Below are 21,140 nucleotides of genomic sequence, written 5' to 3' on the forward strand. Positions count from 1 at the left end.
CTGGTGCCCGTCATCGACTGGGCAATTGCTGTCCGTTTGGGCGCCCACAAGCGCGCCTATTGCTCAATCGATGGAAATCTTTGCCTTTGCCAGGGCGACGGCGGCGAGCGGGCTGACGCGGACCACGTCGCCGACGACGATCACGGCCGGGTTCGCGACGCCGGCCGCTTCCGCCTGGTCCGCTATGCCGGCCAGCGTCCCGATCGTCACGCGCTGATCGGCTCCGTAACCGTTCTCGATAATACCGACAGGGCAGTCGGGACCGCGGCCATTGGCGGCCAGGAGCTCCGCGGATCGGCGCAGGGTTCCGACCCCCATCAGCAGCACCACGGTGTGATCGCTGCCCGCGGGTACGTTGGAGAGTTCCTCGTGGCCGCTGATCATGGTGAAGGCCTTGGCCAGACCGCGGTGCGTCACCGGGATCCCCGCCGCGGCCGGGACGGAGACAGCGGAGGTGACGCCGGAGACCACTTCCACATCAATACCCTGAGCGCGGCAGAACAGCGCTTCCTCCCCACCTCGGCCCAGCACGTAGGGATCCCCACCCTTAAGCCGGACCACCCGATGACCGGCTTGGGCCTCGCGGACCAGGATCTCGTTGATCTGCTGCTGCGGAACAAGATGGTGGCCCGGAGCCTTGCCTACCTCGATGACTCGCACCTCGGGATCCAGATCCGCCAACAGGTCGCGTGGCCCCAGCCGGTCCGCCACCACCACATCGGCCTGTGCCAGCAACCGGCGTCCGCGCACGGTGATCAGCCCCGGATCGCCCGGACCACCGCCGACCAGGGCCACAGATCCGCTGGCGCCTGGTGATGTGCGGTGCCGCCGAAGGGGCAGGTCACCACATTCCAGGGCCACCGCCACCGCGCTGCGCAGCACCGCGGCCCGACGTGGATCTCCGCCGGCGCTGATGGCGATCTTCACATCGTCCACCTCGGCAACGGCAGGGGTCCAGGCGGCAGACGCTTCATGATCGGAGGCATTGACGCACCAGATCCGCTGCGCCTCGGCGTCGGCCGCGACCAGCGAATCCACCTCCGCGACACCGGTGGCGGTCTGCACAAACCAGACCCCGTCCAGATCACCGGCAAGATAGCCCCGTTCGCGCCACCGCACCAGCCCGGCGTCGGCCAGTGCCCTGACCCCGCCCTCTGCCTCCGGTGCCACCACAGTGACCAGCGCGCCGGCGTCGAGCAGCCCCTTGGCGCGGCGCGCGGCAACCGGTCCGGCACCCACCACCAACACGGGGCGGCCCAGCAGCCGCAGCGAGATGGGGTATATGTCTTGAACAGCCATGGAAACACCTTAAGGAGAGAAATTCGGCGGAGCCAAAGAGTGCGAAACACCCGTTCACGCGGCGTCACGCGGGGACATACCGGCCACCGGGCCGGCAGAACGGCAGAACGGCAGAACACGAGCGGGCGGCACATCAGGTGGCGGCCAGTAGTCCCCTTCCGCGCAGCAGCCGGCGTTCCAACGGCGCGAAAAACAGCAGCTCCACGGCGATCCCGACAATAAGAATCAGCAAGATGGCGCTCATGACGACGGCCATGTCGGACAGGTCCCGGCCCTGCTGCAGCAACGAGCCCAGCCCAAAGCCCATGGATCCGCCCATCGCAATGATCTCCGCGGCCATCAGCGAGCGCCAGGAGAAGGCCCAGCCCTGCTTCAGCCCGGCCAGGTAGCCCGGCAGCGCCGCCGGCAGTACAATCTGCACCGCCATCGCCCAGCGCCCAGCCCCGAGCACCTGCCCCATCCGGCGGTACTGCGGCGGAATCTGGTCCACCCCCGCGATCAGCCCGTTAATGATCGACGGCACCGCTCCCATCAGCAAGACAAAGTAGACGGTGGCATCGGAGAGTCCAAACCAGATGATCGCGGCGGGCACCCAGGCCACGGACGGCAGCACCTGCAGCCCGGAAATCAGTGGCCCCAGCGCCGTGCGCAGCGGCCGCACCTGGACTATCAACAGCCCGATCGGCGTGGCGATCAGCGCGCTGGCCACGAAGCCGATGAACCCACGCTGCACGCTTGTCCAGACTGCGCCCTGCAGCTTGCCGTCGCCCCACAGCGCCGACAGCGACGCGGCCACATCCAGCGGACCGGGCACCAGATCCGCGCGTTTGTGGCCCAGCATGATGTAGAGCTGCCAGAGCAGGACCAGAACGACGACGGCGCCAAGCGGCGCGAGGATTTTGGTCAGGTTCAGCGACGGACGGGGCGGCAGCTCGGACTGCAACGCATCCAGCCCGGCCTCGACCTCGCTCACCGAGTGCCCTCCGCCGATCGAGTCTGGGGCCGCACCAGCAGGGTTTTCCGGCCACCCCTGCGGGGGCAGGGAACCGACGGAGAGCAGGACCTCTTGTTCAGCGGACATGGCGGCTGATCTCCTTGCGCAGTTCGGCGGTGATTTCCGCCGCCAGGGTGGCGGCCTCTTCCGGCGCCTTCTGTTTGGCGGACACCGTCCATTCCCGAACCACTCGGCCCGGGCGCGAGGACATCAACAGCACCCGCTGGCCCAGCCGGACCGCTTCGCGGACATTGTGGGTGACAAAAACGATGGTCCGGCCGGTCCCGCGCCAGATGCGCTCCAACTCGTCGTGCAGCAGGTCCCGGGTGATGGCATCGAGCGCCGCAAATGGTTCATCCATCAGCAGCACATGCCGGTCCTGCGCCAGCGAACGGGCCAGCGCAACACGCTGGCGCATGCCACCGGAAAGCTCATGTGGGCGCTTGTGCCCGGAGCCGGCCAAATGCACCAGCTCCAGCAGTTCCTCCGCCCGCCTCCCCACTTCAGCCTTCGGAACCCCGCGCAGCCGCAGCGCCAGTTCAATGTTTCCGCGCGCGCTCAGCCACGGGAACAGCGTCGCATCCTGGAACATGAAGGCGGCGCCGTCAGCCGGGAGCTCCATGGAACCCGCAGTGGGAGGCTGCAGACCGGCCACCAGGTTCAGCAACGTCGACTTCCCGCATCCCGACGCACCCAGCAGCGCGACGAATTCCCCGGGCCGGATCACCAGATTGACGTCGTCGAGCACCGGTGCGCCCGCGCCGAAGCGTTTCCCCACCCCGCATAATTCAATCGCCACTCCCGGATCAACCGGGATCCGTACGTCGTGGTTCCCGTCCCGGCCCCCTACCAGGGGCTGAACCGGCGCCGCCGTCACTGGCTGCCCAAACCCGCGGCGGAGACGGCCGGCAGACCGGCATCTCTGAGCACCGCGTTCAGCGGGCCTAGATTCACTATGCCGCCGAGGTCCGCGCTCTTGGTCGTGCCGGCGTCGACCCCGTCCTGCAGCAGTTTGCGGTACGTTCCGGCCAACGGATCGTCGGTAAAGCTGAGACCGGACAGGGACCGGGACAGCACGTCAGCGGGCAGGGCGGAGCCCGCAGCCGTCGTCAATCCGGTATTGATCACCTCGGCGGCCGCGGCGGGATTCTGCCGCAGCCACTGCACCGACTCCACATGCCCCTTCAGCAGCGTCCGGACAGTCTCCGGATGCTGATCCAGGAAATTCTTGTTCACGACAAGAATCGTCGTGGGGAACTGGCCCGGCTTCGCCGTCAGCGAGCCGTCCCACAGATCCTTCTCATCCACCAGCACCGTGGCCCCGGCCTGGAGCACCAGACGCGACGCCCAGGGCTCAGGCAACCACGCGCCGTCGAGCTTTCCATCCTGGAACAGCTTCAGCGCCGCGGCGTTGTCCGTCGGATTGATGGTCACGGCGTCCGGCGCTCCTGCGTCAGCCTGTCCGGTTTTCAGACCCTGCCTTCCCAGCCAGGAGCGCAGCGCCACGTCCTGGGTTCCGCCCAGCTGCGGGGTGGCCAGAACTTTGCCCTTGAGGTCTGCGGCGGTTCGGATTGACGGCTGGACCACCAGCTGCGCCCCGCCTGACGCCGCGCCGGCAATGACGCGAAGCGACTCGCCCCTGCTCTTGACAAAGGAATTGATGGCCGGGTTCGGGCCCAGATACGCGGCATCGATGGCCCCGGCATTGAGCGCCTCCACCGCCGCCGGCCCGGCGTTAAACACCTGGGTGCTCAGCTTCGTGGCGCCCAAGTCCTTTTGGAAGAATCCCTGCTGCAGCCCGATCAGCGCGGGAGCATGCGTCACGTTGCCGAAGTAACCCAGCTTCAGGGTGGCCGCCGGCGTGGTCACTGCGGCGGTGGGTGCCGGCGCATTTTTCTGTGTCACGGAGGCGACGGCGGCACCGGCGCCGATCAGCAGCACCAGCGCCGCAAGGAGGGAAATTTCAAGCCCTCGACGCCGGCGCCTGGGTGCGTCGCCAGCGACGATTCTAATGGTGGCCGGCTTCTTAGGAATGGTCATGGACTCACCCTAGAGTCGCCCGAAGCCCCGCTCAATGGCGCGGAAACCCGGGGTCATCTACGTTCATGTGGCGTCACACGAAGCTCGCCGTCGTTGCGGTCACCGACTATCGACTGCGAATCTCTGCGCCAGATGCTCCGCGCGGATATAGATGGCTGCCGAGGGCACGGTCTTGCCGCTCAAATAGGTGGAGAGGCGGGACTGGGATGTACCCAGACGTGATCACTTATCAGGTGAACTACGCGCAGACCCTGATCAAGTCCTTCGCCCGCTCCCAGGACAACCCGCACATCGCGATCTCGGTGGACATGCTGGACACCGGGATCGATGTGCCGGAAGTCGTGAATCTGGTCTTCTTCAAGCCCGTGCGGTCGAAGACCAAATTCTGGCAGATAGTGGCCCGCGGGACCCGCCTTTGCCCGGACTTGTTCGGCCCGGGCGAGAATAAGCAGGACTTCTTCATCTTCGACCTCTGCGGGAACGTGGAATTCTTCAATGCCGGGTTGGTGGGAAATGAAGGCTCCGTTGCGCGGTCTTTGGCGGAGACAACTTTTGTGGCGCGGGTCCAGCTGCTCCGATCCGTAGCGGCGTCCGGTGTGGGCGGGAGCGAACCGGTGGTGGCGGATCTGGTGCGCACCCTGAGTGCACAGGTAAGCCGCCTGCCCTTCAACAATTTTCTCGTCAAGCCGCATCGCGAGGCCGTGGAGAAATATGCCAAAGCGGAGAACTGGAGCGGGCTCTCCGATACCGAGGCGTCCGTGCTGGAAACCGAAGTTGCCCGGGTCGCGGGCATCGGTTCACTGCCTGATACCGAGGAAGCAAAGCGATTCGATCTACTGATACTTCGCGCACAACTGGCTGCTCTGGAAGAACCGGGGGCAGTGGAGACCCTGCGGCGGCGCCTTCAGCAGATTGCCGGCGCCTTGGCCGAACAGCCCAATATTCCTGCCGTTGCCGCCCAACTGCCGCTGATTGAGCAGCTGCTGGACGATCACGAATGGGAAGCGGTGAGCGTTGACTGGCTGGAGCTTGCGCGCAAGCGTTTGCGCGGGCTGGTCCACCTGATCGAAAAGAAGCGTCGAAAGATCGTCTACACCAACTTTGAAGATGAACTGGGGGAACTTCGAGAGGATACGCTCATGGGCGTCTCCATGGGTGGCACGGATTCAAACGGTATCGCGAGAAGGTCCAGGCGTATCTGCGCGGACGGCTGGACCTTGCGGCAATCCAGCGGCTTCGCCGCAATAAACCGCTGACCGAGCTGGATCTGGCCGAGCTGGAGCGCAGTCTGACAGATTGCGGCGCCGGGTCAGAGGAAGATCTGGCCCGGGCCCGGCAGGAAGGTTTGGCCGGTTTCGTCAGGTCACTGGTAGGACTGGACCGGGCCGCCGTCGAGGAAACCCGCTCCGAGTTTATTGGTGATTCCACTTTGACCGCCGGGCAGCTGGACTTCCTGAACCTGCTGGTGGTCCAGCTGTGCGAGAACGGTTCGGTGTCGATGGACGCGCTGTACGTCTCGCCCTACAGCGAGCTGGCGCCGGCCGGTCCGGATGATCTGTTCGGGGACACGCGCTTTGATCAGCTGGAGCGGGTCCTGCGGTCCTTCGATAGTCCGTTCAAGGTGGGCTGAGTAACGGCGCCCTGCGTCTCAAGCGACTATCTCCACTTGAACACCGACAGCGTCGTATGTGGACTTGGCTCGTGCATCACGGGTTGCGAGTACGTACTCATGCTCGGCGGCAGCAAGGGCAACAATCGCGTCGTACGCCGCGCCACCGGCTATGCCAAGTCCCGCAAGAGTTTGCGGTATGCGTTTCGAAGCCGTCGGACTCAAAAGCAGTGGCGCGGCGAAGCGTTCGGTTAATAGTCTGGCGGCATCGCCAGGGGCGAGCCTGGCGTCCCCAGGCAAGCGCGTCAGCACAGCGTAAGTCTCCACCAAGGCGTGGCCGCTGAGCGCAAGTTCGCGCCCGCCCCACCACTCGGCGACCAGAGCATGCGCTCGGTGACTCATCAACAGCAGCGGTACTGCAACGCTGGTATCCAGCGCGACCGCGGGGTTCAACGCCGGCCGGAGTCAATGAGGCCGAAGACAATGTCGTCATCGATCTCCGTCGTACTCACCGCTACAAGCACACCCGACTCCTCGACTAGTCGTGCGGTTCGCCCGGCGGGGATCATCTGCAACCCGCTCCCATAAGGGGATATATCGACCACCGATCCCGGACGGAGCCCCAGTGCATCGCGTAAGGACTTGGGAACGACGATGCGACCCACCGAATCCAGAGTTGCTTCCATAGGGAAAACGCTACCAGCGTACTCCCAATTTGAATAGCAGTCAGGAACTGAGGAGTGACGGCGCGGTCCGCCCTGCCGAAGTACGACGGCGGCAGGTGACTTCCATACGAAAGTTACCTGCCGCCGTCGTACTCTTCGCTTTTAGTGCCCCGCCTATTTCGGGACGTCCGGGTTGACCTCGGCCTTCGTAATGGCCACGCTGCCCACGCCCCACTCATCGAGGATCTTCTTGTAGTCGCCGTTTTCGATCAGCTTATTCATCGCCTTGGCCACCACGTCCGTGAAGGGAAGGTCGTTCTTGGCCACGGCAATACCCACCGGGGAGGCCTCGTAGACGTCGCCAAAGGATTCGAGCTGGCCCTTGGTCTGCGTGACCGCGTAGGCGATGGTGATGGACCCGGCGGGCATGGCGTCCACGCTGCCGTTGACCAGGCGCGTGGTGACATCCGTCTGGTTCTTCAGGCTCACGATCTTGATGGCCGGCTTGCCGGCTGCGGCGCACTTGTCGTTGCGGCCCGCCAGGTCTTTGGTCTCCTGGAAGGAGCCCGTCTGCACGGCAATGCTGCGGCCGCAGATGTCGTCCAGGCTGAACTTCTTCGGGTTGCCTTGCTGCACGGCCCACTGGGTACCGGCGCTGAGGTAGCTGACAAAGTTCGCGGCTTGCTTGCGCTCGTTGGTGATGAAGAACGACGACGCGCTCAGGTCATACTTGGGCCCCAGCGAGGGCAGGATGCTGGTGAACGCGGCACTCTGGACGTCGATCTTGAGTCCCAGCAGCGCGCCGATGGCCTTGGCCAGGTCGACGTCGTAGCCGACGGGAGTCTGGCCGTCGGTGCCGCCCAGGAATTCCGCCGGGGCATACGACGTGTCGGAGCCCATCGCCAGCGTGCCCTTGTCCCGCAGTGCCTGCGGGACCGCGGCGGCCAGGGTGGCGTCCTTGGGGATGGCGGAGACATTAAACGACGACGACGACGCGGACGCTGCTGCGCCCTGCTGGGACGCGTTGGTGCAGCCTGTCAGCGCCAGGGCTGCCGCGGCGAGCAGGCCTGTCGAGAGCGAAAATATCGACTTCGCGGTCATGGGGACCCTCCGGCTCGGCTGGGTAAGCGTGGCCATAACTGGAATCAGGGTGTGCGGCGCACGCTACATTTGTCAAAATGTTATACCGGGGGCGCGAAATGGATTGCATCCATGGCCGCCGATGACATGGTGCTGCCATGGCGCCCTTCACGTTGCCGCAGCTGCGCTCTTTTTGCCGCGGTCTTCCGCCCGGAAAAGGCCCCGTGGATCAAGATGGTGCTGGCCATGCCGACCCTAGTGACCCGCCACTTCAACGTCTTCGATCCCGTCGTGACGACGGTCGGCAAGCTGGTGGCCGGAACGCAGGGCAACATCATCCCGGCTAATGCGACCTTCGACCTGACGCTGCGGACCTTCTCCCCGGACCACAAGGAACGGCTGCTGGCCGGAGCGTTCATCATGCTGGGCGCGACGACGGCCGCTGACCCTGGGGCCGCTGCCAGCAATCACTCGCCGCGTGCCGCCTTCGAATGAACTATCAGCGTATTTCCTGTGAGGGCCACCTTCCCCTCCGGCTCAGATCGCCTACCGCTCGTCCTCCGAGTCGCCGGGATGGCCCTTGATCAGACCGGCGGCCAGGGTATTGCCGTCGGCGGGGTCGATGACCAGAAAGGCACCGGTGCGCCGGTGCGCGGCGTACGGCTCGGTGGGCAGCGGTGAAGCCAGCCGGATCTGTACGCTGCCAATGTCGTTGAGCTCCAGGCCGGAGGCCGGCTGTTCGCGGAAGTTGGCCAGATCCAGCTTCCCGGTGACGGCGCGGACCAGTGCCTGGACGGTTCGGCTGCCGTGCTTGACGAGGACTCTGCCGCCTTCGCGCAGCGGCTTGGGCGAGAGCCAGCAGAGCTCCGCGTACAGGTCCTGCGCCGGAGCGGTGAACGTTCCCGCGGCCGCGATGAGATCGCCCCGGGCAACGTCTATCTCGTCGGCCAGTCGCAGTGAGACGGACTGTGGCGCCACCGCGCGCTGCAGCTCCGAACCGGCGAAATCAATGCCGACGACGGTCGTTTGCCGCCCGGAGGGCAGCACCGTCACGCGCTCCCCCACGGCGACGGACCCGGAGGCCAGCTGGCCGGCATAGGCGCGGTAATCGCGAAACGCGCTCTGGCCGCCGTCGCCCGTTTCCGCAAGCTCTGCCGCCAGCTCCGGCGCCAGTGCGCCCTGCGGCCGAATCACCGTCTGCACGGGGAAGCGGAACGGCTCCTGCCCGCGCTCCAGCTCATCGGTGGACGGAAGCGCTTGCAGGATCTCCAGCAGACTGGGCCCGGTGTACCAAGGGGTGTGCGCGGAGCGATCCACCACATTGCCGCCCTCCAGCGCGGAAACCGGCACCACCAGCACGTCCTCCAGCCCCAGCTCGGCGCTGACTTTCCGGACGTCGTCGGCGATAGCGGTGAAGACGTCCGCGCTGTAGCCGACCAGATCAATCTTGTTCACGGCCACCACCACGTGCGGCACCCGTAGCAGCCGCAGCACGCAAAGATGCCGCCGGGTCTGCTCCAGCACGCCCTTGCGCGCGTCAATGAGGACGACGACGGCGTCCGCCGTGGACGCGCCCGTCACCGTGTTTTTGGTGTACTGCACGTGCCCTGGGCAGTCCGCCAGGATGAAGCTGCGCCGATCGGTGGCGAAGTAGCGGTAGGCGACGTCGATGGTGATGCCCTGTTCGCGTTCCGCCCGGAGCCCGTCGGTGAGCAGCGCCAGGTCGATCTGCTGGCCGGCGGGCGCGGAGCCGGGCTCGCCGCCGCCGAAACCGCGCTCCGCCGAGGTCCGGGTGACCGACTCCAGCTGGTCGGCCAGGATGGCTTTGCTGTCGTGCAGCAGCCGGCCCACGAGCGTTGATTTGCCGTCGTCAACGGACCCGGCGGTGGCGAACCGGAAGAGCGTATTATCCGTTAGGACAGCGCCGGAACTGTCAATGCGGCCGGCATCGTCGGTGCTTTCGGCAAGTTCGGATCGGTCGCTAAGTTCGGTGATTGCGGTCATTAGAAATAGCCGTCCTTCTTGCGGTCTTCCATGGCGGCCTCGGAGATGCGGTCATCGGCCCGAGTGGCACCACGTTCGGTAATGGTGGAGGCTGCTACTTCGCGGACCACGTCCGCCACCGTCGCAGCGGCGGATTCGACGGCGCCGGTGCAGGACATGTCTCCCACGGTCCGGTAACGCACCGTTTTGATCAGGACCGGTTCGTCTGCCCGGGGAAGCGAAACGTCACCCACGGCACGCCACATGCCGTCGCGGGCATACACCTCGCGTTCATGCGCGTAGTACAGGCCGGGCAGCTCAATACCTTCGCGTTCGACGTAGCGCCAAATGTCCAGTTCGGTCCAGTTGCTGATCGGGAACGCCCGGACATGCTGGCCTGCGGTGTGCCGGCCGTTGTACAGATTCCACAGTTCCGGACGCTGATTGCGCGGATCCCACTGGCCGAATTCGTCGCGCAGGCTCAGAATGCGTTCCTTGGCCCGCGCCTTATCCTCGTCCCTGCGCCCGCCGCCGAAGACGGCGTCGAACCTGTTGACCCTGATGGCTTCCAGCAGCGGCGCGGTCTGCAGCGGGTTGCGTGTCCCGTCCGCGCGCTCGGCCAGCTCGCCGCTGTCGATGTGGTCCTGCACCAGCCCAATGACGAGCCGGAGCCCGAGCCGGGCCACCGTGCGGTCGCGGAATTCGATCACCTCGGGGAAGTTGTGGCCGGTGTCCACGTGCAGCACCGGGAACGGCACCCTGCCCGGCCAGAAGGCCTTCGTGGCCAGGTGCAACATGACCACGGAGTCCTTGCCACCACTGAACAGCAGGGCCGGGCGCTCAAACTCGGCCACCACCTCACGGATGATATGGATCGCCTCGGATTCAAGCACGTCCAGCGAGGTCAGCCGATAGGCGGAAACTGGCGACTGGGTCCTGTCGATGGTCTGTGTACTCATACGTGAAGTCCGCATTCTGTCTTGGAGGTTCCGGCCCAACGGCCGGCACGGGGGTCTTCGCCGGGGGCGACTTTCCGGGTGCAGGGCAAGCAACCGATCGAGGGATAGCCCTGGCTCAGCAACGGGTTGACGGGGAGCAGATTGTCCTCGGAATACTGCACCACCGCGTCGAAGGTCCAGGACGCGATCGGGTTGACCTTGAGGAGTCCGTTGGCTTCGTCCCAGCTGACCAGTGGTGTGTTGATCCGCGTCGGAGCCTCTTCGCGGCGCACGCCGGTGAACCAGAGTTCGTATCCGGACAGCGATTTCCGCAGCGGCGCCACCTTGCGCAGGGCACAGCACCGGCCGGGATCGCTGGCGAAAAGGTCCTTGCCCAGCAGCGAGTCCTGCTCGGCCACGGTCTGTTCCGGCAGCACATCCACCACATTGACCCGCAGCCCGGCCGCCACCTCGTTGCGGGTGGCATGGGTCTCGGGGAAGTGATAACCGGTTTCCAGGAAAAGCACGTCTACGTCCGGCAACTGGTCCGCGACCAGAGCCGGCAGCACCGCATCGGCCATGGAGCAGGCGACGGCGACGGCGCCGACGGCGAAGTTCCGCGCGACCCAAGCGATGACGTCCTCGGCGGCGGCATCCCAGCCGAGCTCGGCAGCACCCGATACGGCCAAAGCCTTCAGCTCGGCGTGACCGCGACGGGCCAGACCAGGGGCCGTTTGACGACCCGGCCCGCTCATTGCAGCACTCCCTCGTCGGCCTGCAGCGCCCACTGCGCGAATGACTCTTCCCCGGAACGGCCGGCAACGTACGCCCGCACCACGCGTTCCACGTAGTCCGGCAGCTGAGCCACAGTGACCTTGAGTCCACGGATGGTACGGCCCAGCCCGGCCTCGGCCCGGCCCACGTCAGCCAGCCCGCCGCCCAAGTGGACCTGGAAACCTGGCGTGGGATCGCCGTCGGGCGTTGGCAGCATCATGCCTTTCAAACCGATGTCCGCGGTCTGGATCCGCGCGCAGGAGTTGGGGCAACCATTGATGTGCAGCGCGATGGGCTGCGTCAGCTCGCCGCTGTCGGTCAGATCCGCCAGCCGCTTCTCCAGCTCTTCGATCGCCGTCGCCGCCGTGTCCTTCGTGTTGACGATGGCGAGCTTGCAGAACTCGATGCCCGTGCACGCGATGGTGGAACGGCGGAACAGCGACGGCCGCGCGCTCAGGCCCAGCGAGTCGAGCGCCGTGACCAGGGATTCCACCCGCTCCCCGGGAACGTCGAGGATCACCAGTTTCTGGTGCGGAGTGGTGCGCAGCCGGAAGGAACCGTGTGCCTCCAGAACATCCGCGAGCGCAGTCATGGTTTCCCCGGACAGCCGCCCGACGGTAGGCGCGGCGCCGACGAAGAAATTGCCGTCCTTCTGCTCATGGATGCCGATGTGATCCCCGGGGGAAGTCGGCTTCGGCGCCGCCGGACCATCGGGAAGCTTGTACCCAAGGTATTCGTCCTCCAGGATCTGCCGGAATTTTTCCGTTCCCCAGTCCGCCAGCAGGAATTTCAGACGCGCCTTGTTGCGCATCCGCCGGTAACCATAATCACGGAAAATGCTGGTCACGCCCACCCAGGCATCCACCGCGGTTTCCGGGGAAACAAAGGCACCCAGCCGCTCGGCCAGCCGCGGATTGGTGGAAAGAGCGCCGCCGACCCACAGGTCATAACCGGGTCCAAGCTCCGGATGCACTACGCCCACCAGGGCAAAGTCGTTGATCTCGTGGACCACGTCCTGCGAGGGATGCCCGGTGATGGCCGTCTTGTATTTGCGCGGCAGATTCGCAAAATCCGGGTCTCCGATGAAGCGTGCGCTGAGCTCACGGATCAGCCCGGACGGGTCTATAATCTCGTCCTTGGCGATCCCCGCGACCGGACTGCCGAGAATGACGCGGGGAACGTCACCGCAGGCCTCGGTGGTGGAAAGTCCCACGGATTCCAGCCGGCGCCAGATTTCCGGCATGTTCTCTATCTCGATCCAGTGCAGCTGGATGTTCTGCCGGTCCGTCAAATCGGCCGAGCCCCGGGCAAAATCGGTGGAGATGCCGCCGATCACGCGCAGCTGTTCGGTGCTCAGCGCCCCGCCGTCGATCCGTACCCGCAGCATGAAGTACCGGTCCTCGAGCTCGTGCGGCTCCAGCGCGGCGGTCTTGCCGCCGTCGATCCCCTGCCGGCGCTGGGTGTACAGGCCCCACCAGCGGAACCGGCCATGCAGATCATCGGAGCTGATGCTGTCAAAACCCTGCTCAGCATAAACGGTTTCAATCCGCGCCCGGCAGCTTAAACCGCCGTCCTCCTGCTTCCACACCTCGTTGGCGTTCAGGGGCGCGGTGCCGTCCACCTTCCATTGGCCGTGCGGCTTGGCCGCTGGCCGGCCCGGACGGACGGGGCGTTCCGAGGGGGCGGACTCTGCGGCCGTTCCGGCTAGAGCTGTCTGTGTCATGTTTCGAGCGTAGGGGCGCATCTGGCGGCCTCAAAGGAAAACGAAACGCTAGGTCACGCGCGGAAACATGGCGTCATGTTGGCGCAATGTTGCGGACGACGGCGCGCGGTCAACTTACGACGGCGCCCACGGGCTGAGGCGCCCGGTCAGACGATGCCGGGTAGGACGATGCCGGGTAGGACGATGCCGGGTAGGACGATGCCGGGTTGGACGATCAATGCTGCCCCTGCGCTGCGGCTACTGCCGCACCGCGCGGTCGAATCTTTCCAGCGCGATCCGGGCAATCGTGCCGACACCCGCCGGCAGCAGCGGAGCACTCACCAGATCCGCACCGGCTTCGGCCAGCTGGTCGTGGAAGAACCCCGGCGCCAGCAGGTAGGAGGCGACGGCCACACGCTCATGGCCCTTGGCCCGTAGCTGCGCAACCGCGTCCGGCACCGAGGGATGGGCCCCGGCACCGTAACCGGCCAGGATGCGGTTACCCCGCAGGTGCCGCAGCCCGGCGGCAACGACGCCCACGCTAACGGCCGCAGCCGGTTCCGAGGACCCCGCGGATGCCAGCACGACCCCCCAGTCCTGTGGGACGCCCAAGCCCTGCGCGACTCCCCCGTCCTGCGGGACGCCGTCGGGCTTCAATTCCTGCAGCCGCTCGTGCAGCAGCAGCGCCAGACGCGGGTCAGGCCCCAATGGCTCCGCCGCCGTCAGGCCCGGATCTCCTGCAACGGCTCGCGCGATGTCCACCCGCACATGGAATCCCACGGACAGGAGTAACGGCACGACGACGGCGCGCGTCCCCGCGGGCAGCGCGGAGACGACTTCGGGCAACGCCGGTTCCTGAACGTCAACGTACGCCTCCAGCACCGTCAGCTCCGGACGCAGGGCCCCGATTTCCGCCCGGACCGCGTCAATGCAGGCCTGGCCGGCAGGATCGCGGGTTCCGTGCGCGCAGGCAATCATAACCGGGCCCGGCGCGGCCTCGTTCGGCTCCGCCCGCCGTGCCACCTGGTCGTCCCCGCATCCCTCCGCCAGCCCGCTCACCGGCGCGGCCGCCGTCGTGCTTCACCGGCGCCAATGTGCAGCGTCCCCGCGGTGGGCCGGTAGATGCCCAGCAGCGCCCGGATCGCCGTCCTTTTGCCCGAGCCGTTGCTGCCCAGAAAGCCAAAGGTTTCGCCCTCCCTCACGTCGAAGGACAGGTCCTGAATCACCGTCTGCTCGCCGAAGCCCATCCGGAAGTGTGTGCTGTGGACCAGCGGAGCGGCTGTCGCAGAAGTCATCTGCCCAGCCTAGCCAGTTTCCGGGCCGGGCGTCCTGATCCCGGCGCACGCCCCGGCCCGACGTTCCACCGCTCTGAGCGGATCGAGCGAACACCCGCTCACGCCGTAACCTGATAAGCGACCACCCGGACCGGATCGAACCGAGATGCAAGCCATGAATTTCGACGTCGCATTGACCCTGGACCTGCTGGGGGTATTCTTTTTCGCTGTTTCCGGATGCCTGTTGGCCGCGCGCAGGGGCTTCGACATCGTCGGGTCGCTGCTGCTCGGGTCTCTCGTGGGGCTCGGCGGCGGCGTGATCCGGGACGTCATCATCAATGCCGGCGTGCCAGCCGCCTTCTCCCAGCCGCTCTATCTCGTTCCCCCGGTGCTGGCGGCCGTGCTGGTGCATCTGTTGTTCAGCCGTGTGGAGCTCGGCGGCAGGCTGCTGATCATTTTCGACGCCGGCGGCCTGGCCCTGTTCTGCGTCACCGGCGCGCTCAAGGCCCTCGACGCCGGGCTCAATCCGGTGGCCGCGATCCTGCTCGGCGTGACAACAGCCGTGGGCGGTGGCCTGCTCCGCGACATCACTGCCAACGAGGTTCCGCAGCTATTCGACTCGAAGGACCTGTACGGGATTCCGGCCTTCGTCGGCGCAGGGCTGACCACCGTGCTCTTCAGCACGGGAATGCTCAACCTGGTCACCGGAACTGCTGCCGCCGTCGCCGTTTTTGCCCTGCGCATTCTGGCCTGGCACTTTGGCTGGCGCGCTCCGATGGCGGCACGCTGTCACCGCAGGGACGCCGCCCGCGGCTAGGATTGACAGGAGATCCCCCACCGACTCGGAGCCTAAGTATGAGCGACATGTTCCTGAACAATTTCCGCGCCCTGGTCCCCAAATATCTGGAGGAGCCCTGGCAGGAAGCGGACGGCATCCCGCTGGCCGAACTCGACCAGCTGCTGGCCGGGCACAACGTCACCGTCCCACAGGTGCTGCGCGAGTTCCTGCATGCGCTGGGCGGCTGCGAGGACCTGATGGAGGCCTATTACTATTTCTGGGATCCGGAGGAACTCGAGGTGGAAGACGGCTACCTGCTGTTTCTCGAGGATGAGGACGAGGAGTTCACCTGGGGCTTCCGCGCCGAGCAGTTGACCGTCCCCGATCCGATTGTCTGGCGGCGCAATAACGCCAACGGGACCTGGACCAGCGAGGACGGCACCTTCAGCGAGTTCGTCTTCGACATGTTCGAGTGGGTCTTCTCTGATGAGGACGACCTTGACGGCGACGAGGCTGACGGGGGTGAGGACTAACGAAGGTTCAGGCCGCCGTGGCGTCAAAGTTTGCCCGCATTGGACAGCCCACAGTCCATGTCCTTCCACGACACGCCGTCTCATGGCGGTCGCCGAGGCTCAACATGGGCACGCGCCGGTCAGACGCTGTTTCAGGAAGTCCAGATCAATGTCGCCTCGGCCAACGGCACATTGCGCCATGGACAGAGCTTCAAATTTGGGGAGACGGGTGGCCGCGTGCAGCAGGACGTCGGCCAGGGGCGCCAATGGAAGCTTCTCGTTGCGCGGCAACCCGACGGCCCGATGCACAACAGTACCCTCCCCTGAGGCGCCATTCGAGCATGCGAGGTGCAGTTCGGGATGCTCGTGAAGACGCCACAAGTGATAGTTCGGAGCAGCCGAAACACAGGTGATGTAGCCGTTGGACCGCAGTGCCCGTACCATCAGTGGGTCCGCGCTGGGGCAGGCCTTGGCCCAGGCTTAGACCGCCCGGTCGACGACGGCCCGGGCGAACCCGCTCAGCGCGGATTTCACCACACCCTCGGGAACCGGAGCCAGCGACGCCACTGCCTCCTCCGCCCATTGCCGGGCAATCGCCCAGGACTCCGCCGTGACGGCGTGCTCCCGCAGCGCTGCCACCGCCTCGGCCAGAGCATCGTCGCCGCTCAGATCTCCCTCGACCAGTGCGAGCACGCCGGCGGCGGACTCATCGCCGGCAGCAGCGGCCTTGCGCAGCAGCAGGACCGGCAGCGTGGCCACGCCCTCACGCAGATCGGTCCCGGGTGACTTTCCGGAAACCTGCTTCAACCCCGTGACGTCTATGACGTCGTCGGCCAGCTGGAAGGCAACGCCCACCTTCTCGCCGTACTCGACCAGCACCCGCTGGATCGGTTCCTCGACGCCGGCAAAGATCGCCCCCAGCTGCCCGGACGCGGCGACCAGGGAACCGGTTTTGTCCGCAATAACCGACAGATAATGATCCACCGGGTCCTGATCCGGACGCGGGCCGACGGTCTCATGGAGCTGGCCCAGACAGAGCCGCTCGAAGGTCCGGGCTTGGATCCCCAGCGCCTTCGCGCCCAGCTCGGAGACCAGGATGGAGGCCCGCGCAAAGATCAGGTCACCGGTCAGAATGGCAACGGTGTTTCCCCACACTTCATGGGCGGTCGGCGCGCCGCGGCGAAACGGCGCCGAATCCATGACGTCGTCGTGATAGAGCGTGGCCAAGTGCGTGAGCTCCACGACGACGGCGGCCTGGATCACCTCGGGGCGGCTGGGGTCCCCGAGCTGGGACGCCAGCAACGTCAGCAGCGGGCGGATGCGTTTCCCGCCGGCTTCCACCAGGTGCCTGCTCGTGGCATCCGCCAGCGGATCCGAGTTGGCGATGGCTTCGCGAAGCTGCTTCTCCACCTTGGCCAGCGACAGTGAAATCGCCGGGCCAAGGTCCGGATCCGCTGCAATCTCGGCGAACCCCTTGGGCAATTGAAGGCCAGTGGCAATGGCCATGGTCGTTGGAGCCGGCTCTGCGGATTCGGGACGGCCATGTCCGGCGTGGGTCCAGCCGGAGTCTGCGGAAGTAGTCACGGCTTAACACTAACTTTCGTAAAGAGGCGGAGTTGTATTTCCGGGCCAATAAGCCGGCCGCCTGGCTTAATACTGATGGTCATGCTGTCTGGTTATTGGTGGCCGGAACCAGCATTTCCAGCAAATGAATCACTCTATCCTCAAAGCCCTTGCCGCCACTGTCTGTCAGGTTTGCCAGCATCCGCACCACAAAGCGCATCAGCACGGGGATGGGCATGCCGCTGAGCAGCGCGAGCTTCATGATCCGGGGTTTGCCGATCAGCTGCGCAAAGGCCCTTCCGAGCGTAAAGTGGCTTCCCCATTGTCCGCGGATATACCCGCTGTAGCCGGCGAGCGCATGGTCGCGGGCCAGCACGGAATTGGCCCCGGCAGCCCGTTGAATGAATTCGGCCGCATAGCGCGCGGACTCCATGGCATAGGAAATTCCTTCGCCGTTGAAAGGACTGACCATTCCACCGGCGTCACCAAGCAGCAGCATGCCCGGTGAATAATGCGGAGTCCGGTTAAAGCCCATCGGGAGCGCCGCTCCGCGGATTTCGCCCACCTGGTTGTCCGGATTAAAGCCCCATTCATCCGGCATGCCGGCGGTCCAGTCGCGCAGCACCTGTTTGTAGTCGAGCTTGCCGAATTCACGGGAGGAATTCAGAATGCCCAGGCCCACATTGGATGTGCCGTCGCCGACGCCGAAGACCCAGCCATAGCCGGGAAGCGGATTCCCCGCCTTGTCCGGCAATTCCAGCCAGCCCTCCATCCAGTCGTCGTTGTGCCGCGGACTGGTGAAATAGGTGCGAACCGCCACCCCGAGCGGGCGGTCGTCGCGTTTGTGCATCCCCGCCGAGACGGCCGTCCGGGTGGAATTGCCGTCCGCCGCCAGCACCACTTCGGCTTCAAAATCCTTGCTTGCGCCGGTTTTGCGGCCGGCATCATCGAGCAGCGCAGCGGTGACACCAACCACTCGTCCGCCGGCATCCCTGCGGGCGGCGGTGACGCTGTGGCGTTCAAGGACGACGGCGCCCGCAGCCTGAGCGTGCCGGGACAGGGCTTCGTCGAATCCCAACCTGGTGCGGATCAGGCCGTATTGCGGAAAATCGCTCAGTTCCGGCCACGGAACCTCCACCGTGCGGCCACCGGCGATCAGCCGCAGGCCCTTGTTCCGGCGCCACCCCTGCGCCTCGTCGTGCGGCAGACCCAGCAGCGCAACCTCTCGCACGGCCCGCGGCGTCAGACCGTCACCACAAACCTTCTCCCGCGGGAACGCGGTCTTTTCGAGCACGGTGACGTCCAGGCCGGCCCTGGCCAGGTAATAAGCAGCGGTGGAACCGGCCGGTCCGGCACCGACAATGAGGATCTTCATCTGGCGGCTGGCCTTCGCGGCCGGTGCGTGCGCGACACCGGCCCAACGGGTCCGTTATCTTCGCGACCCGGTTTGATGGCCCGGTGGACGGCGACGATACCGCCGCTGAGGTTGCGGTAGGCCAGATCGGTCCAGCCCGCGTCCTGGATCCACTGCGAGAGATGGTCCTGGTCCGGCCAGGCCCGGATGGACTCCGCCAGATAGACGTAGGCGACGGGGTTGGAGGAAACCTTGGTCGCGATCGCCGGGAGCGCGCGCATCAGATATTCGGTGTACATGGTCCGCCAGAGGGCAACGGTGGGGGCGGAGAACTCCGCTATCACCAGCTTCCCGCCGGGCTTGGTCACGCGCAGCATTTCCTCCAGTGCCTTGTGCGGGGCGGTGACATTGCGCAGCCCGAAGGAGATGGTCGTGGCGTCAAACGAATTGTCCGCAAACGGCAGATTGGTCGCGTCCCCGGCGATGAAATCGATGTCCGGGCGCCGGCGCTTGCCGACCTTGAGCATCCCAACGGAGAAATCACAAGCCACCACGCTGATGCCGGCATCCGCGTACGGCTCACTGGAGGTGCCGGTTCCGGCGGCCACGTCCAGGACCCGCTGACCAGGCTTTGCCCCCACCGCGTCCACCACGATCCGACGCCAACGGCGGGTCTGCCCCAAGGACAGGACATCATTCACGACGTCGTATTTGGGCGCAACATCATCAAACATTGCGGCTACTTCATCCGGACGCTTCTCCAACGATGCACGGTTCACCTGTCCATTCTGTCAAAGATTGGCTGCATCCGTGCACTCCGGCCATGCCGCTCCACCCCGTCGGCGCACCTGCTACCGCGGAGTAGTGTTAATTCATCATGATCGCGCCCCTGACAACGCTCACCGTCCCGTTGGACACATCCGCGCTGGATACATCTTTTTTTGATCCATCGCCCGCAACTGCCGACTCGGCCCCCGGGCAGGATGGAGCGGCACGCCCGGGCGCACTGCTGAATTTTCTCCGTGCCGACGCCGCCTTGTGCTGGGTCCGCCGCTGTGAGGGGCTGGTGGGTTTCGGTGAGATTGCCCGGTTTACCGGGACCGGCCCGGAGCGCTTTTCCGCCGCGGAGTCCTGGTGGAAAGAGCTGCTGGCGGGCGCGGCGGTCGACGACGGCGTCCGGCTGCCCGGTACCGGCCCGATTGCTTTCGGAACGTTCGCGTTTTCCAAAACGTCCGATTACAAGTCGCGGCTCATTGTGCCCCGGATCGTCGTCGGCTTCAGGGGCGGCCGGGCTTGGCTGACCGAGCTGTGCTTGGACGGCGGCTCCCTCACGGCGGAGGGCGCGCACGCGGAACTTGCCCGTCTGGCCGCCGCACCGGGCGCGGACGACGCGGCGGGTGGGGCTCCGGGCGGCGACGCAGCAGGTGCGGCTCGGACCGGCACGAGGAAGGACATCCCGGCGCAGCCGAGGGCGGAACTTGCACCGGGGTCGCTCACCGAGCAGGAGTGGATGGATTCCGTGGCGGCAGGAGTGCGCGCCATCGAATCCGAGCACCTGGAAAAAATCGTGCTGGCCCGCGACATCGTTGCCCGGCTGGACGGGCCCGTCTCCCGGGCGGGGCTGCTGCAGACCCTGGCGCAGCAGTACAGCGAATGCTGGACCTATGGCGTCGAGGGTGTGGTGGGGTCCACGCCCGAGATGCTGATCAAGGTAGAAGGGACCACGGCGCTGGCGCGGGTACTGGCCGGGACACTGGACCGCGAAGGGGCGCCGGAGGACGGCGAAGGCTTTGCCCGGGAGGTGTTGGCCGGCTCGGTAAAACAGCGTCAGGAACACGATTTCGCGGTTCACTCGTTGACCCGTCAACTGGCCCCGTTCGCCGTCGACCTTTCCGTCCCGCCGGAGCCGTTCATCCTGGAACTGCCCAATGTCTGGCATCTGGCCTCCGACGTCGAAGCTGTCCTGGCCGACGCCGACGGGCATCTGCCCACGTCACTGGCGCTGGTGGAGGCGCTCCACCCCACGGCGGCCGTCTGCGGCACGCCGCGCAGCAAGGCCGGGGCGTTGATCCTGGAACTGGAGCAGCTGGACCGCGGACCGTACGCGGGCCCGGTGGGATGGCTTGACGGGGCAGGAAACGGTGAATGGGGCATCGCTCTGCGCGGTGCGGTGCTGGAAGATCCGACGACGGTCCGGCTGTATGCGGGCGCCGGGATCGTGGCAGCCTCCGATCCGGCCGCTGAGCTGGCCGAAACATGGGCAAAGTTCCGTCCGATGCTGCAGGCACTCGGTCTGCGGACGTGAGCGGCTGCACCGGGGGCTGCCGCCTTGTGCCGTCCGGGCTGTTTGATTCCGTGTTGCTTGACCAGCGGTGTTTGACCAACGGTGTCTGATGCAGTGCTGCTGTGCCACCTCATTGGCGGCGATTCCGGGATTCCAGACTTTGCTTCACGGAGGCCCCTTGCGCGCGGCCGGATAAAGTTGTCGAATAGTGAAATGATGTTGTCTGTGATGCACATCTCATCGCGGTTATACACTGTAATACCTAGACCTCGTATTTCCTCCTGACACAAA

22 protein-coding genes and 1 pseudogene are annotated in these 21,140 nt (G+C 65.8%); 7 read left to right on the forward strand and 16 right to left on the reverse strand.

Annotated elements, in window-relative coordinates:
* Window positions 1-63: 63 nt before the first annotated feature.
* The 4 genes from cobA to ACLLJI_RS18250 form a co-directional block, all read right to left on the reverse strand.
* A complete protein-coding gene (gene cobA / locus ACLLJI_RS18235; RefSeq protein ID WP_434615268.1) occupies window positions 64-1,299 on the reverse strand; it encodes a uroporphyrinogen-III C-methyltransferase in 1,236 nt (411 codons plus the stop codon).
* A gap of 133 nt (window positions 1,300-1,432) precedes the next feature.
* Complete coding sequence (locus ACLLJI_RS18240) at window positions 1,433-2,380, reverse strand: ABC transporter permease (protein WP_434615271.1); 948 nt, start codon at window positions 2,378-2,380, stop codon at window positions 1,433-1,435.
* Entirely contained in the window at window positions 2,370-3,092 is a 723-nt protein-coding gene (locus ACLLJI_RS18245) for an ABC transporter ATP-binding protein (RefSeq protein ID WP_434615274.1), read from the reverse strand. The genes ACLLJI_RS18240 and ACLLJI_RS18245 overlap by 11 nt, the downstream gene beginning before the upstream one ends.
* A 74-nt stretch (window positions 3,093-3,166) precedes the next feature.
* Complete coding sequence (locus tag ACLLJI_RS18250) at window positions 3,167-4,333, reverse strand: ABC transporter substrate-binding protein (protein ID WP_434615277.1); 1,167 nt, start codon at window positions 4,331-4,333, stop codon at window positions 3,167-3,169.
* A 206-nt stretch (window positions 4,334-4,539) separates the two neighbouring features.
* Here ACLLJI_RS18250 and ACLLJI_RS18255 point away from each other — a divergent pair, with 206 nt between their 5' ends.
* Together ACLLJI_RS18255 and ACLLJI_RS18260 are read left to right on the forward strand one after the other, a co-directional pair.
* Entirely contained in the window at window positions 4,540-5,589 is a 1,050-nt protein-coding gene (locus ACLLJI_RS18255; RefSeq protein ID WP_434615280.1) for a hypothetical protein, read from the forward strand.
* The gene (locus ACLLJI_RS18260) at window positions 5,559-5,963 is read left to right on the forward strand and encodes a type I restriction-modification enzyme R subunit C-terminal domain-containing protein (RefSeq protein WP_434621651.1); all 405 of its coding nucleotides are present in this window, start codon (window positions 5,559-5,561) and stop codon (window positions 5,961-5,963) included. The genes ACLLJI_RS18255 and ACLLJI_RS18260 overlap by 31 nt, the downstream gene beginning before the upstream one ends.
* A gap of 18 nt (window positions 5,964-5,981) precedes the next feature.
* Here ACLLJI_RS18260 and ACLLJI_RS18265 read toward each other — a convergent pair whose 3' ends face one another.
* The 3 genes from ACLLJI_RS18265 to ACLLJI_RS18275 all read right to left on the reverse strand — a co-directional run bounded on the left by ACLLJI_RS18265 (window position 5,982) and on the right by ACLLJI_RS18275 (window position 7,708).
* Window positions 5,982-6,395 (reverse strand): PIN domain-containing protein, encoded by a 414-nt coding sequence (locus ACLLJI_RS18265; protein ID WP_434615283.1) that lies wholly within the window; start codon window positions 6,393-6,395, stop codon window positions 5,982-5,984.
* Entirely contained in the window at window positions 6,392-6,628 is a 237-nt protein-coding gene (locus ACLLJI_RS18270; RefSeq protein ID WP_283558925.1) for an AbrB/MazE/SpoVT family DNA-binding domain-containing protein, read from the reverse strand. The genes ACLLJI_RS18265 and ACLLJI_RS18270 overlap by 4 nt, the downstream gene beginning before the upstream one ends.
* A 153-nt stretch (window positions 6,629-6,781) precedes the next feature.
* On the reverse strand, window positions 6,782-7,708 hold the full coding sequence (locus tag ACLLJI_RS18275; RefSeq protein ID WP_434615288.1) for an ABC transporter substrate-binding protein: 927 nt from the start codon (window positions 7,706-7,708) through the stop codon (window positions 6,782-6,784).
* A gap of 111 nt (window positions 7,709-7,819) precedes the next feature.
* On the opposite strand from ACLLJI_RS18275, the gene ACLLJI_RS18280 reads away from it, so the two are divergent.
* A complete protein-coding gene (locus tag ACLLJI_RS18280; RefSeq protein ID WP_434615291.1) occupies window positions 7,820-8,182 on the forward strand; it encodes a hypothetical protein in 363 nt (120 codons plus the stop codon).
* Between the two features lie 51 nt (window positions 8,183-8,233).
* Here the strand turns inward: ACLLJI_RS18280 and ACLLJI_RS18285 are convergent, their stop codons facing one another.
* From ACLLJI_RS18285 to ACLLJI_RS18310, 6 genes and pseudogenes are all read right to left on the reverse strand, one after another.
* Window positions 8,234-9,691 carry a sulfate adenylyltransferase subunit 1 gene (locus tag ACLLJI_RS18285; protein WP_434615294.1) on the reverse strand — a complete coding sequence of 486 codons (1,458 nt, stop codon included), beginning with the start codon at window positions 9,689-9,691 and terminating at the stop codon, window positions 8,234-8,236.
* The gene (gene cysD, locus ACLLJI_RS18290; RefSeq protein WP_434615297.1) at window positions 9,691-10,629 is read right to left on the reverse strand and encodes a sulfate adenylyltransferase subunit CysD; all 939 of its coding nucleotides are present in this window, start codon (window positions 10,627-10,629) and stop codon (window positions 9,691-9,693) included. The genes ACLLJI_RS18285 and cysD overlap by 1 nt, the downstream gene beginning before the upstream one ends.
* Entirely contained in the window at window positions 10,626-11,363 is a 738-nt protein-coding gene (locus ACLLJI_RS18295; RefSeq protein ID WP_434615300.1) for a phosphoadenylyl-sulfate reductase, read from the reverse strand. The genes cysD and ACLLJI_RS18295 overlap by 4 nt, the downstream gene beginning before the upstream one ends.
* Window positions 11,360-13,105 carry a nitrite/sulfite reductase gene (locus tag ACLLJI_RS18300; RefSeq protein WP_434615302.1) on the reverse strand — a complete coding sequence of 582 codons (1,746 nt, stop codon included), beginning with the start codon at window positions 13,103-13,105 and terminating at the stop codon, window positions 11,360-11,362. Before ACLLJI_RS18300 ends, ACLLJI_RS18295 begins: the two co-directional genes overlap by 4 nt.
* Window positions 13,106-13,342: 237 nt before the next feature.
* Window positions 13,343-14,062 (reverse strand): sirohydrochlorin chelatase, encoded by a 720-nt coding sequence (locus tag ACLLJI_RS18305; RefSeq protein WP_434621653.1) that lies wholly within the window; start codon window positions 14,060-14,062, stop codon window positions 13,343-13,345.
* A 113-nt stretch (window positions 14,063-14,175) separates the two neighbouring features.
* A pseudogene (locus tag ACLLJI_RS18310) lies at window positions 14,176-14,331 on the reverse strand (ATP-binding cassette domain-containing protein); the annotation flags it as partial.
* Window positions 14,332-14,524: 193 nt separating this feature from the next.
* On the opposite strand from ACLLJI_RS18310, the gene ACLLJI_RS18315 reads away from it, so the two are divergent.
* From ACLLJI_RS18315 to ACLLJI_RS18325, 3 genes are read left to right on the forward strand one after another with little or no spacing between them, the layout of a single operon-like run.
* Window positions 14,525-15,175, forward strand: a complete 651-nt coding sequence (locus ACLLJI_RS18315) for a trimeric intracellular cation channel family protein (protein WP_434615305.1) — start codon at window positions 14,525-14,527, stop codon at window positions 15,173-15,175.
* A 38-nt stretch (window positions 15,176-15,213) separates the two neighbouring features.
* Entirely contained in the window at window positions 15,214-15,669 is a 456-nt protein-coding gene (locus ACLLJI_RS18320) for a hypothetical protein (protein WP_434615308.1), read from the forward strand.
* A gap of 57 nt (window positions 15,670-15,726) precedes the next feature.
* Window positions 15,727-15,975, forward strand: a complete 249-nt coding sequence (locus tag ACLLJI_RS18325) for a hypothetical protein (protein WP_434615311.1) — start codon at window positions 15,727-15,729, stop codon at window positions 15,973-15,975.
* Window positions 15,976-16,128: 153 nt separating this feature from the next.
* Here ACLLJI_RS18325 and ACLLJI_RS18330 read toward each other — a convergent pair whose 3' ends face one another.
* From ACLLJI_RS18330 to ACLLJI_RS18340, 3 genes are all read right to left on the reverse strand, one after another.
* Window positions 16,129-17,232, reverse strand: a complete 1,104-nt coding sequence (locus ACLLJI_RS18330; RefSeq protein WP_283558936.1) for a polyprenyl synthetase family protein — start codon at window positions 17,230-17,232, stop codon at window positions 16,129-16,131.
* Between the two features lie 79 nt (window positions 17,233-17,311).
* Window positions 17,312-18,586 carry a geranylgeranyl reductase family protein gene (locus tag ACLLJI_RS18335; RefSeq protein ID WP_434615315.1) on the reverse strand — a complete coding sequence of 425 codons (1,275 nt, stop codon included), beginning with the start codon at window positions 18,584-18,586 and terminating at the stop codon, window positions 17,312-17,314.
* Complete coding sequence (locus ACLLJI_RS18340; protein ID WP_283558938.1) at window positions 18,583-19,344, reverse strand: demethylmenaquinone methyltransferase; 762 nt, start codon at window positions 19,342-19,344, stop codon at window positions 18,583-18,585. Before ACLLJI_RS18340 ends, ACLLJI_RS18335 begins: the two co-directional genes overlap by 4 nt.
* 98 nt (window positions 19,345-19,442) lie before the next feature.
* Between ACLLJI_RS18340 and ACLLJI_RS18345 the strand changes: the two genes are divergently transcribed.
* A complete protein-coding gene (locus ACLLJI_RS18345) occupies window positions 19,443-20,870 on the forward strand; it encodes an isochorismate synthase (protein WP_434615319.1) in 1,428 nt (475 codons plus the stop codon).
* Window positions 20,871-21,140: the final 270 nt, after the last annotated feature.

Origin of the sequence: Arthrobacter sp. A5, assembly GCF_051131705.1 — a bacterium.
Taxonomy (GTDB): Bacteria; Actinomycetota; Actinomycetes; order Actinomycetales; family Micrococcaceae; genus Arthrobacter_M.